General features: G+C 41.9%; 7 protein-coding genes and 1 pseudogene. 4 read left to right on the top strand and 4 right to left on the bottom strand.

Features of this window, described 5'->3' with window-relative positions; genetic code table 11:
• Positions 1 to 8: 8 nt before the first annotated feature.
• The gene (locus tag ADJ77_RS09085; protein WP_394330602.1) at positions 9 to 1,043 is read right to left on the bottom strand and encodes a DUF4421 domain-containing protein; all 1,035 of its coding nucleotides are present in this window, start codon (positions 1,041 to 1,043) and stop codon (positions 9 to 11) included.
• A 210-nt stretch (positions 1,044 to 1,253) separates the two neighbouring features.
• Positions 1,254 to 2,237, bottom strand: a complete 984-nt coding sequence (locus ADJ77_RS09080; RefSeq protein WP_050696313.1) for a Gfo/Idh/MocA family protein — start codon at positions 2,235 to 2,237, stop codon at positions 1,254 to 1,256.
• A 177-nt stretch (positions 2,238 to 2,414) separates the two neighbouring features.
• Here ADJ77_RS09080 and yihA point away from each other — a divergent pair, with 177 nt between their 5' ends.
• Positions 2,415 to 3,014: a ribosome biogenesis GTP-binding protein YihA/YsxC gene (gene yihA, locus ADJ77_RS09075; protein ID WP_025079123.1), complete on the top strand. Its 600-nt coding sequence runs from the start codon at positions 2,415 to 2,417 to the stop codon at positions 3,012 to 3,014.
• A gap of 5 nt (positions 3,015 to 3,019) precedes the next feature.
• A complete protein-coding gene (abc-f, locus tag ADJ77_RS09070; protein ID WP_050696312.1) occupies positions 3,020 to 4,810 on the top strand; it encodes a ribosomal protection-like ABC-F family protein in 1,791 nt (596 codons plus the stop codon).
• A gap of 390 nt (positions 4,811 to 5,200) precedes the next feature.
• Here abc-f and ADJ77_RS14585 read toward each other — a convergent pair.
• Positions 5,201 to 5,527, bottom strand: a pseudogene (locus ADJ77_RS14585) (IS1634 family transposase); the annotation flags it as partial.
• A 905-nt stretch (positions 5,528 to 6,432) separates the two neighbouring features.
• Here ADJ77_RS14585 and mtgA point away from each other — a divergent pair.
• Together mtgA and ADJ77_RS09055 are read left to right on the top strand one after the other, a co-directional pair.
• On the top strand, positions 6,433 to 7,122 hold the full coding sequence (gene mtgA, locus ADJ77_RS09060; protein WP_025079130.1) for a monofunctional biosynthetic peptidoglycan transglycosylase: 690 nt from the start codon (positions 6,433 to 6,435) through the stop codon (positions 7,120 to 7,122).
• Between the two features lie 73 nt (positions 7,123 to 7,195).
• Positions 7,196 to 9,763, top strand: coding sequence for an ATP-dependent helicase (locus tag ADJ77_RS09055; RefSeq protein WP_050696311.1), 2,568 nt, complete (start codon positions 7,196 to 7,198; stop codon positions 9,761 to 9,763).
• Between the two features lie 104 nt (positions 9,764 to 9,867).
• Here the strand turns inward: ADJ77_RS09055 and ADJ77_RS09050 are convergent, their stop codons facing one another.
• Complete coding sequence (locus tag ADJ77_RS09050) at positions 9,868 to 12,744, bottom strand: PD-(D/E)XK nuclease family protein (protein WP_025079131.1); 2,877 nt, start codon at positions 12,742 to 12,744, stop codon at positions 9,868 to 9,870.
• Between the last annotated feature and the right edge of the window lie 198 nt (positions 12,745 to 12,942).

Genomic DNA, 12,942 nt, shown 5'->3' with positions numbered 1-12,942 from the left:
TTGTTATCTTATTTCTTTTTCCTTCCAAAGTTAAATCCAGCATAGAGGTTTACACTTCCAAAAAAATTATTTGTAGAAAAATTACTTCGACGATAATTATAGGCATGAAGGATAGTGCTTGTACCAACATACCACCTGCTGTTGTTCCAGACCAGTCCGAAACGACCGATACCGTCGATGTTTATATTATTGAACTTAAAATCACTGAAAGAAAAACTCCGGTGCGTAACATCACCCGTACTGCGCTTATAAGCCAAGGCTAAGGACAGTGAACCTGCCAACAGCCAGTTATGAGCAAACGCCCAGTTGTAGGCATAACCACCACTGACGGACACATCCGTATATTTCACCTGGCTGAACATCAGCGTACTGTCTATCGGATTGTTTTCAAGCTGACATCCAAGACGGTCTGTAATGATACTGCTTAATTCTCCCCAGTTGACATCCAGGCTGTGGCGGGTATAGCCTATGCCCAACAGCGGACTCCCTGCTGAACGGCGCTGAATCGTACTCTGGCTGAATGCTGCGGGATAGGAGAAACGACGGTGATTGAAGATATAATACAGATTAAACCCTTTGATTATAGAAGCTAATCCACCAAACTCAATGCCATGTACAAGGTCAGTATTGACATCCTTCCCAAGATACAGCTGTCTTATCTTGTAATCATTTCCTGTTTTGCGGTAATAGATGTCCAGACCAACCATCGAGCTGTATAGGCTCAGGTCATACTCCTGTCGGGAACTGTTGTTCTTATGCCAGAAGTCCAAATGCTTTATATCAAGCGTATAACCGAGAAAAATCCATCGCCAACCGAAGTAAGGTCCGATGCGCACCGTGGCTTCCGGAGCGAAGGTTATACTCTGCCCACTCGAACTGCTCAGCCGATACACCTCGTAGGTATTTGTATTCTGCAACATAAAGGCAAAGTTATACTTCTGTGGCTCAATATAGGTAGTATCAATTTCATTGAACTTATGGACAAATCCCCCTTCTCTGTTCTGCTGACGTTTAGCCCTTTTCGATGTTGTATCCCTACGCATCCATCGAACAGTATCCATTGATTGTCTGAGTGGGTGCACGCTCCCGCTGTCACATTCTCCCACTATACTATTGTATATGGCCGTTTTTGACAGCGCATACCCTTTGGCTCCTCCTGTCAGGAAAAGGAGAAAACAAAGGCTGAAATAGTAATTGAAAGTCAGCTTCATGCAATTTGTTAAAATGAATACACATGCCCCGACGGGCACTTCTTATATCTTTCCAAGGATGCGGTCCATCACCCAGTTGGTTGGGGTTGCGCTGATACTCGTACAGTCGCAGGCACCATATCCCTGCATATCCTCTATAACAGATTTAATTATAGGAAGTTGTACGTATGGAGGATTGGGCACCTCAATGTATCTTTCACCTTCACTTGTGCAAAGACGGATAGGCGCATAAGTGTAGACTGAGAATGATAATCTGCCCTTTGTACCGAATATTTCAATACGATCCTCACGTGCACTCTCATGTGCGGCAAAGCACCATGCACCACTACCTGTCAAGCCATTCTCAAAACGGAACACAGCATTAACAGTGTCTTCTACATTATAAAAACCTACACGATTGGCTGTATAGCCATGCGCCTTGACTATGACACCAAAGAGATTCTGTAAAAGGTCCAGCTGATGAGGAGCAAGGTCATAGAAATAACCACCACCAGAAATATGCGATTGAAGACGCCACGGCAGTTGTACATTCTGTTCATAGTCCAAGTCACGTGGAGGAACTGCGAAACGAACCTGCACTGTAAGAATCTTGCCAATCTCACCTTTATCAACAATCTCCTTCACCTTCTTAAAGTAAGGAAGATAACGGCGGTAATAGGCAACAAAGCACGGTACTCCAGTCTGTTCAGAAACACGGTTGATACGCACACAATCCTCGTAAGAGGCAGCCAATGGCTTCTCTATATAACAAGGTTTACCAGCACGCATAGCCATTATGGCAAAGGTGGCATGAGCCGAAGGCGGTGTAGCAATATAGATAGCATTTACATCGGAATCATCCACCAATGCCTGCGCATCAGTGTACCATTTCCGGATACCGTGACGCTCAGCATACGAACGTGCCTTCAATTCGCTACGACTGAATACAGCCACAACATGCGACCCCATTACTTCATTGAAAGCTGGTCCGGACTTCTTCTCCGTAACCTCCCCACAGCCGATAAATCCCCAGTTAATTTGTTTCATTTACGCTTTGTTTTCTCAAAAATAATGCAAACAGTGGCAAAAGCAGCCTGTTCCCACTTTGCCGAGCACAGCTTATTTCTGCAAAAATACGAAAAAACTATCAACTGACCACCCTTAGCTGTTAACTTTTTAGTAACTTTGCAGAAAAAGGTACATATAACATATACCCATCAAGATATGATTATAAAGAAATCAGAGTTCACCATATCATCGCCAACAGTATCTAAATGTCCTGAAGATACAAAGGCTGAATACGCATTTATCGGACGTTCAAATGTCGGAAAGTCAAGTCTTATCAACATGCTTTGCAATCACAAGAGGTTAGCAAAGACTTCATCCAAGCCTGGTAAGACGCTGCTTATCAACCATTTTATCATCAATAACGAATGGTATTTAGTCGACCTTCCCGGTTATGGTTATGCCAAGAGCTCAAAGACAGTAAGGAACAAATTGGAGCAGATGATTTCACAATATATTCTTCAGCGCAAGCAGCTTGTTAACGTCTTTGTGTTGATAGACATCCGTCATGAACAGCAGAAGATTGACCGTGAGTTTGTTGATTGGTTAGGGGAAAGCAATGTTCCTTTCTCTATCATCTTTACAAAAGCGGATAAACTGTCGCCTGCAAAAGCCAAGTCGAATGCCTTGCTATGGATGAAGAAGCTGGAAGACAGATGGGAAGCTCTCCCTCCTTACTTCATTACTTCCTCTGAAACAAAGGCAGGAAGGGATGAAGTGCTGGACTATATTGATCAGATAAATGAGAACTTAGGCTAAGATTTATGGCACAGATTCCTTATCTTGACGTACAGAATCTGACTAAAAGTTTCGGTGCGCAGGTTCTCTTTAAAGATATTTCATTTTCCATTGCAGAAGGACAGCATGTGGGTCTCGTGGCTCAAAACGGTACGGGAAAGTCCACTCTGCTCTCTATTCTTACAGGAAAAGAGGGCTATGACGGTGGTTCTATCATCTATCGTAATGACCTACGGGTAGGAATGTTGGACCAAAGTCCCAGATTCAACCCAAAGGAAAGCGTACTGGACGCATGTTTCAACCATGAAGGAAACCCTGAACGCATTCTGAAGGCAAAGCAGATTCTTACCATTCTGAAGCTTTATGACCTCGAACAACCAATGGGACAATTGAGCGGCGGACAGCAGAAACGTGTAGCTTTGGCAAATGTTCTTATTCTGGAACCTGATATCCTTATACTTGATGAGCCAACCAACCATCTTGACTTGGAGATGATTGAATGGCTGGAGGGATATCTTTCCCGTGGCAACAAGACCATCTTCATGGTTACTCACGATCGCTATTTCCTTGATAATGTGTGTAATACTATCTTAGAATTAGACAATAACACGATATATACCTACCGTGGCAATTACTCTTATTATTTGGAGAAACGGCAGGAACGCATTGATAACATGCGGGCTGAAATGGCACGTGCAAACAACCTCTATCGGACAGAGTTGGAATGGATGCGCCGTATGCCACAGGCACGTGGGCACAAGGCACGGTATCGTGAGGAGGCTTTCTATGAATTAGAAGCAAAGGCGAAACAACGGATTGAGGAAAGACAGGTGCGTTTGAAATCATCCAGCGTGTACATCGGAAGCAAGATATTTGAGTGTCAGTATGTGTCGAAGAAGTTTGACGACAAGACTATTCTAAACGACTTCTACTACAACTTCTCCCGCTTTGAGAAGATGGGAATTGTCGGCAATAATGGAACTGGCAAATCCACTTTTGTAAAAATGCTGCTTGGTGAGGTTGCACCAGACAACGGTAAGTTCGACATAGGAGAGACTGTCCGCTTCGGATATTTCTCACAGGAAGGGTTAAAGTTCCGTGAAGATCAGAAAGTCATCGACGTCATCACGGATATTGCCGATTACATTGATCTTGGTGGAGGAAAACACATGACAGCATCACAGTTCCTCAACCACTTTCTCTTCTCTCCGGAGGAGCAACACAACTATGTGTATAAGTTGTCAGGAGGTGAAAGACGAAAGCTCTATCTCTGTACGGTTTTGATGAAAAATCCCAACTTCTTAGTACTTGACGAGCCAACCAACGACTTGGATATTCAGACCTTACAGATTCTTGAGGAATATCTGCAGGACTTCCCCGGATGTGTCATCGTGGTATCACACGACCGCTATTTTATGGATAAGGTTGTCGATCATCTTCTTGTGTTCAAGGGTGACGGCGAAATACAGGACTTTCCTGGAAACTACACACAATACCGTGAGTTCCTGAAAATGAAGTCAAAAGAAGAAGAACGGCAAAAGCCAGCTAAAAACATTAATCCTGCAGCAAACGAACCCAAAAAAGACTACCATAACAATACAAAACGAAAGATGTCCTTCAAGGAAAAGCGTGAGTATGAACAGCTTTCGGACAGAATAGCCCAATTAGAAGATGAAAAGCAACGCCTTGAAGAAGAACTCTGTTCGGGTAGTCTGTCAGTAGATGAGCTTACAGAAAAGAGCAAGCGTCTGCCGCTCCTTAAGGATGAACTTGACGAACTGGAACTTCGTTGGCTGGAACTGGCAGAGTTGGCTTAATTAGGTGAAACGGGGGACAGGTATAGAAAGTGCAACAACAAAGGACTCACTTCTCTGACAACTGTTTCTTTCAACTCAAATAGGTCATTAGCCCAAGTTTAACACCTATCATCGTACAATCTCGCTGTTATCGCACTTTAGCAGTTTTGGCTATGGACTCTGTGTCCTACAAATTTTTATTTTTCCGAATGGTGCATGTTTTAATTTCAATTTATCGTAAATAGCAGCTGCCAGCTTTGAGGGATTACCGCATTGTCGCATCTGTAAGATGTGTCCCAGCGGGTTCCTGCCTTCTGTGGTTACAAGTTTCTGTGTTCTCATCCGCCGCACTGTTTCGGTCCAGTAGCAGGATTCGCCTTCTCGCTTCAACTGGCAACATATGGTGTTTGTCCTCTGTTCCTTCTTGTCGAACCTGTCAATGCCACCTTCCTCTTTCATCTGCTGCCACAACTCATCAGCCTTTGCCTGTTCCAATGCGGTAAGTCCCTCCGGCTGCTTGTCGAACAAAGGATTAGTGCCACTGTCCTTAAAACGCTCTGTCAATGCAAAAGCGATCTTCTGCACCTGCACGGCTGTGAGAGAAGGCTCAAAACCGATATTGATTAGGATGAGCGAATGTACATGTCCGGTCACATCACGGTATGACTCCTTAAGTCTATAATAAGGAGCCTTATTGCCGGTTGCCGGGTTAAAACGTGTCTGTACATTTGCGTGCATGGGTGCAAAGTAACAAAAAAATGGTTCTTCCGTTAAATGCATAGATTGGAAACAGAACAAAGGCTTATACACCTGCATGGTATGACTATCCAAAATAAGATGGTCTCACAAAAAGGGATAATGCACAAAATAAAAATGCAGAAAATGCTAACAGATGCTATGTCCTTCCGCCTTCTACAAACAACTTCTTCCCATATCGCTCGATGTTTGTAAACTATTTTCAAACTACTCAAAACCAATACATGGTCTATTGGCTTTGAAAAGACGCCCAATTGGCTTGCAATAGATGCCCTTTTGAGGTCTAATTAACGCCCTTTTGAAGTCCAATTAAGCACCTTTTCTTGCACTGCGTTATAACTAACTGATTTACTGTTTGTTGCAGACTTGCTCTTTACACGTGTTTTAGCCTTTATCTGTAGGTGTATTACTCGAAATTATGTCATGATTTTTCAATCCATTGTCTGCCTTTTCACAGTATTGACATGAAAAGGTTTTCTGTGTCGGAGGATGATAATAAAGTAGGTAGCCAAGACCGTCTTGGCTATGTTTTATTTAATAATAACTCCGGTTCTTCCGTTAAAGCTATACGAAAAGTGTACACTCATTTAACGTATGAACCAAAAAATTGATATGCTGATGTCCTACAAATCAGATTTGGACCATCTTCAGAAAACGCTACATCTGATTATCAAACACTTAGGGTATTGGCAGTCCTCAAAACACCCTGAAAATTTATGAAAAATAATTTTGACCGTTAAACTTGGATTAAAAGCAAATATTAGGGTCAGTTTGAGTTTAACCCACTTGGGTGCTCCGTCCAAACTTTTCAAAAGGAAAAATCTATCTCTTACCCGCTTGCTATCGGATAAGATTTAGTAACTTTGCAGACAGTAAACTCATTTCCTATGGTTAAGAAGATTTTTAAAGTGATAAGGTGGCTGTTTGCCTTGACCTTTATTTCAACAATACTGGCAGTGGTAGTCTACCGCTTCATTCCCGTGTATTTTACCCCTTTGATGCTCAGCCGTTGTTTTGAGCAAATAGGAAAGGGAGAGCCGGTGAAACTTTATCATGACTGGATACCCTTGGAGAAGATGCCGAAGTCTATGCCAGTAGCAGTGATGGCAAGTGAAGACCAACGTTTCCTTACCCATCATGGTTTTGACTATAAGGCTATTGAGAAAGCAGCTGAAGACCATCTTAAGAAAGGCAAGAAACTACGTGGAGGTTCAACAATTTCCCAGCAGACGGCAAAGAATGTCTTTCTCTGGCAGGGACGTTCATGGATAAGAAAAGGGTTGGAAGTTTATTTCACCTTCCTTATTGAGACGCTATGGAGTAAACAGCGTATCATGGAGGTTTATTTGAATTCTATTGAAATGGGAGATGGAATCTATGGAGTAGAAGCCTGCGCTGAACAGAATTTCGGTATGGAAGCTATACAGCTTAGCCGACGAGATTGTGCCCTCATAGCGGCTACACTACCAAACCCACGCCGTTTTTCATCAAAGAATCCTGGTCCCTATATGCGCAAGCGAATTGGACAGATTGAACATCAGATGACATTCATTCCATCTTTTCCGGAAGAACATTAACAACGTTGAATATTAAGTTTTTATATTATTCTGTTCAATTAAATTATAAAGAATATTCCTTTAAGAAAACAAGATGTTAGACAAAGATAGGGAAGAGAGAATTCTTGCTGCATTGAATGACAACCAGCGTGAAGCTGTTGAATATTGCACAGGTCCATCACTAGTGATTGCTGGTGCTGGTTCAGGCAAGACACGAGTATTGACATATAAGATTGCATATTTGCTCAATAAGGGACTTGCGCCTTGGAATATCCTTGCTCTTACGTTTACGAACAAGGCTGCAAGAGAAATGAAAGGGCGAATAGCGCAGATAACTACAGCAGGAGATGCACAGCGACTTTACATGGGCACCTTCCATTCTATCTTTGCACGCATCCTGAGACGTGAAGGGGAAGCAATTGGTTTTGAAAGTAATTTTACCATATATGATGAAAATGATTCCCGCTCACTCATCAAGAGCATTGTAAAAGCCTTAGGTCTTGACGAGAAAGCATATAAGCCGGCATCAGTGCATAACTTTATCTCAATGGCAAAGAACCATCTCATAACAGCGACTGAATATGCTGAAGACCGTGCTTTAATTGAACGTGACCGTACTGCACGTATGCCTGCAATCCACTTGATTTACAAAGCATATGAAGCAAGATGCCGACAGGCAAATGCCATGGATTTTGATGACATTCTGCTTTATACTTACTTGCTCTTCCGAGATCATAGGGAGATTAGAGAAAAGTATGGGCAGCAGTTTGAATATATCCTTGTGGATGAATACCAGGATACGAACTATGCGCAGGTGAGCATTATCAGCCAGCTGGCAGAGACACACCGTCGTATCTGTGTCGTTGGGGATGATTATCAGAGTATTTATTCTTTCCGTGGTGCTAACATTGACAATATCCTTGACTTCAAGAATAAGTTTGATGATGCAAGACTCTTCAAGTTGGAACGGAATTATCGTTCTACACAGCTTATCGTTCAGGCTGCCAATTCGTTGATGAAACACAACCAGCGACAGATTCCCAAGGATGTTTATTCAAAGGAAGCTGAAGGGGACAAGGTGCTTTACAAGCCTTGTTACAGCGACAGGGAAGAGGCAATGGTAGTTACAAATGAGCTGAAGCGTATCAAACGCAATGACAAATGTGATTATGGTAACTTTGCTGTTCTTTATCGTACAAATGCTCAGAGTCGTTCTTTTGAGGATGAGTTCCGCAAACAGGGAATTCCATACAAAATTATCGGTGGGCTTTCTTTCTATCAGCGTAAGGAGATAAAAGATATTATAGCCTACTTCCGTTTGGTTTCCAATCCCAATGATGAAGAAGCCTTCCGCCGTATCATTAATTATCCGGCACGTGGAATTGGTAATACAACTGTTCAGAAAATCATTGATTGCGCCCAGCGAAATACTGTCTCACTGTGGGATACAATTGCCAATCCTGTAGAGTACGGACTGGATGTAAATAAAGGTACAATGACAAAGCTGTTTGCATTCAGAACACTTATCAGTGGTTTCATCAAGAATGTAGCATTGAAAGATGCTTATGAACTTGGACGAGAGATTATCGAAAAAAGTGGGGTTAGTGCCGACATTCATTCTGGCAGTGAACCAGAAGACTTAGCCCGTCGGGAGAACCTGGAGGAGTTCATGTCAGCAATGCAGAGTTTCGTTGATTCGGGGCGTGAAGAGGGTAGGGAGGAAAATGTCTACCTGACTGATTACCTTCAGGAGGTGGCGTTATATACTGATGCAGACAAAGAGGACGATGATACTCCAAAAGTAACATTGATGACAATTCATGCGGCAAAAGGACTGGAATTTCCTACAGTATTTGTCGTTGGATTGGAGGAAAACATCTTCCCCAGTCCGATGTCCGCAGGCTCAAGACGTGAAATAGAAGAGGAGCGACGGTTACTTTATGTGGCTATTACACGCGCCAAACGGCATTGTATTTTGACAAATGCGAAGAATCGTTTTCGTTATGGAACAATGCAGATTGATAATCCCAGCCGCTTCCTCAACGACTTTGACCCAACACTGATTCATATAGAAGATAATGCTTCAAGTACTTTTGGAAGAGAATGCCATAAAATGCCTTGGGATGAGGATAATAGCTCAAAAAGTACTTGGAGACGTGAAGATACTGGAGATGATTTTCGTGAGTATGAACCGAACAGGGCTTACACAGGTAGTAGACCTTGGGGACAGGAATATCGCCAGATGGGTTCACGATGGCAGAATGCAAATCCTGTTGCAAGTCAGTTCCGAGCTGATCCAAAACCAAAGATAACTGAGCGCAAGCGTCCAGAAGCAGCTGTCGACCCGTTGTCAGAACGTGCAAAACGCAGATTGATAGCAGAAGGCGCTAACTTTAAGCGTCTGTCATCGGTAATAACGAATGGCGGCAGAATCTTATCATCAGATAGTTCGCCTGTTTCTTCACCTTCATCGCCTGTTTCATCATCAGTTTCCGTAGCAGGACTTAGTGTAGGAGTAACTATTGAGCATCAGCGATTTGGCATTGGGGAAGTGCTAAGTCTTGAGGGAACTGGTGAAAATGCTAAAGCAACAGTAGAGTTCCGTAATGCTGGGCGAAAACAACTTCTGCTGAAATTCGCCAAGTTTAAGGTCGTCGGGTAACCATTCTAGGCGTTATGGGTAATTATAATTGCTTATAAGTATTTATTAGCACTTACTGCTACAACACTTGTAACCACTTATCATTGCTTATAACCTCCTATCCATCACCTGCCACACATTTCTTTATATGGGCAATACTGACATCGTTTTAGGTCATCTGTCGGCGAAAAGGCTATATCTGGATTATGGATTTCCTCAAGTATTCTGGTGAGATTCCTGAGGAAATCTTCTTCATATACCGTGACATCTGTAATCTCCTTTTGCCCCATAGAGATAACAGGGGAATAATCTTCACCTCCAGCATGCTGGATGAAGAGCAGAGCAGGACTTACGGGACGGTGATTAGGATTACGGATAGTATCAAATTTTGCTTCAATGAGACTATAAAGCATGGCTTGCATAGTATAATCACTCTTTTTATCTATATTCTTGGAATCAAAGATTTCATCTATATTCTTCAATGATTCCGCTCTTTTCCCACCTGTCTTATAGTCTACAACTCGTAGGCGGGCGTTGTCACTATCGATGAAAATTTCATCAAGACGGTCTATTCGTCCACCAGTTTCTATCTGTTTCTCTGATTTGTTCACATTAATTGTCAATGATCTCTTCACGTCAAACTCATGTCCTATTACACGAAGTGGAGCGGAACGACGATCAATTCGCAGTAATTGGTGTAGATACTTTATGATAACCTCACGGTTGATGAGTTGAAGTCCGTTGAGTTTCGGATGCTTCCTGCTTCCCGGTTGTTGGTGAAACAATTCTATGGCAAAAGCTTCGTCAACAACGTCATCCAATGTCAGTTCAGCATTGCCTGATGTAATTGACTGGACACTCTTACCAGTTTTAAGTATGTAATCAATATTTTTTACTGTAATAACATCTCTTGGTAGCAACTTCTCATACATGAGTTGTGCTGCAGCATGAAAAATATTACCAAACATTCTGTTGTCAACATCATCTACATCTATATCGTCAAATTCTTTTATTCCAGCAATATATCTAAAGTAATACTTCAACTGGCAGTTTATGTATGTATTGATGGCTGTTGGAGAGAAATAGCTGATTTCATCGAGTTTTTTCAAAACAGCTTCATCTTTAATTACCACTTCAGTTCCACAACGCATCTGCTCTTGCCCAGCTTGCAGTGTAAGTCGATGGATTGGGTGATTCCATTCCACCATCAGCTGTAGAATGAAACGACTCATTTCGCCAGTCTGACTACCTTGCGTAGAGTTGTTATAAAGGAAGGTAACATCCTTTGCCCGCTGAATCATACTGTGAAAGTAATAGCTATATATTGAAACTTTATTGTCGATTGTTGTTAAATTGTATGCCTTACGAATAAGATGAGGAATGAACGACGCATCGTCTATTCCCTTTGGCATATTACCTTCATTACAAGAAAGGACAAGCACATGCTCAAAGTCAAGGTTACGCGTCTCAAGTACTCCCATTACCTGTACACCACGAGCAGGCTCGCCGTGGAAAGGAATACTTGTTGATGAGATAAGTTGTATCAACAGACGACGGAAGATGGTCTTGTCAGCATCAAGATCACCATTTGCCATCAAGTCTGTCAACCTTGTGAGTAAAGTGTACATGCGAAATACAGACTCTTCAAAAAGTTGATCTTTGTCAGCAGCACCATTCACACCGATGAAACGGACTGTTTCTGCCAGCCAGTTGACAAGCTCGGGTAAATGTTGTTTGTCACTTGGATGATATTCAAAGACAGAGCCTTCTTTAGACTTCACGTAAAATCGTCTTTCTCTATTCAGCCTTTCGATGACTTCAGTTACTTTTGGTATCAGATATTTTCCGTACGGATGACGTAAGACCCTGTTCAAGTGATGAAGTCTGTAGCTTTGTTCTTGCACAGAATAGCCTTCTGTCTGAAGTGCTATTAACTGTGTAACCATCGATGCTATTGGTGTTTGTTGTAGAGGATACCCTGTCGTCACATTTAAAGTTTTAACTTCATCAGGAATACAATGGATAACGGTTTGCAGGATATGTTCGTCACAAAGAACAATAGCCGTTCGTTTGCCATCCTTATATCTTTCATTCTCCCGCAACCACTCTGTAATGTAACGTGCCTGCAGGTTCTCTGTTGGGGCAGAAATAATGTTTATTTCCTTCTCCTTTCCAAGATTATCATACAATTCATCGTCATCGTTGGGCAAAACGTTGGGCAAAACATCAAGCCAGCGACGAATATAGTTACTTGCCTCGTTGGTTGGTTTCATATAGTATCGGTCATAATCCCAATAGAAACTTGCCTTACCCTCTTTCAAAAATCGTTTGAACAGTAGCTGTTCAACTTTCTGAAGAACATTGAAACCAACGAAAATATAATGTTCGTAGTTTGTTTCTATTTGTGCCTTCTCAACAACCTCACGATAAAGCATTCCTTCGTATGCAAGTTTTTGAGAACTAAGTCTTTGCTTGAAGTTATTATATATATCATTTAAATGAGTCCATAAGGTAACAAATCTTTCTCTTATACCTTCTGGACCATCATCAAAATTAGCGAAGAAACGGTGTAATTCTGCCTTCTGTTCATCACTCAGATAGCTAATATCATCAAGTTCTTTGAGGTTACTGATATTTGAGAAAACCAAACGTGCATCTGCCATGTTTTTGTCGATATCATCGAAGTCAGTCAAAAGCAACTGTCCCCAACCATAGAAGTGGTCTAATGTCTCATTACCGTTACCTGTTACTTCTATATAGCTTTTATAGAGGTCGCAGATGCTTTTGATTGAATCAGTAACTGTGAGTTCTGAATGTTGACGAAAGAAATCGGAAATCGTAATATATGCAGGACTCCAGACAGGACCACCAGCCATTCGAGCCAATGCTTGGTTCAAGAAGAGTGCTGCACGCTTATTCGGAAAGACCACAGCTACATGAGCCATGTCATTGCCATATTTGTTCAGTAGGTCTGCTGCTACGTGTTCGAGAAATGTATTCATAATTTTATGTTAGACCTCATTACTGAGGAAATGTTAAGTAGATGTAAATCACACTTCAGTTCTGTTTCAAGTGCACACAAACAGCTGTTAGTGAATAGAAAATAACAGAATTCCTGTTTATATTTGTTATGAAGTGATGTTACTAATGTCTGGTAATAGTATTACCAAGTAGTGATAAAATCATTATCAAACAGTGGT

Source organism: Prevotella fusca JCM 17724 (genome assembly GCF_001262015.1).
Taxonomy (GTDB): domain Bacteria; phylum Bacteroidota; class Bacteroidia; order Bacteroidales; family Bacteroidaceae; genus Prevotella; species Prevotella fusca.
The sequence above is the reverse complement of the archived record's forward strand: the minus strand, read 5'-3'. Positions and strand labels throughout refer to the sequence as shown.

What these genes read in the sequence shown, in the direction of transcription:
- ADJ77_RS09080 (WP_050696313.1), bottom strand. Translation starts at nt 2,237, where the DNA reads ATGAAACAAATTAACTGGGGATTTATCGGCTGTGGGGAGGTTACGGAG.
- abc-f (WP_050696312.1), top strand. Translation starts at nt 3,020, where the DNA reads ATGGCACAGATTCCTTATCTTGACGTACAGAATCTGACTAAAAGTTTC.
- ADJ77_RS09085 (WP_394330602.1), bottom strand. Translation starts at nt 1,043, where the DNA reads ATGCGTAGGGATACAACATCGAAAAGGGCTAAACGTCAGCAGAACAGA.
- yihA (WP_025079123.1), top strand. Translation starts at nt 2,415, where the DNA reads ATGATTATAAAGAAATCAGAGTTCACCATATCATCGCCAACAGTATCT.
- ADJ77_RS09055 (WP_050696311.1), top strand. Translation starts at nt 7,196, where the DNA reads ATGTTAGACAAAGATAGGGAAGAGAGAATTCTTGCTGCATTGAATGAC.
- ADJ77_RS09050 (WP_025079131.1), bottom strand. Translation starts at nt 12,744, where the DNA reads ATGAATACATTTCTCGAACACGTAGCAGCAGACCTACTGAACAAATAT.
- mtgA (WP_025079130.1), top strand. Translation starts at nt 6,433, where the DNA reads ATGGTTAAGAAGATTTTTAAAGTGATAAGGTGGCTGTTTGCCTTGACC.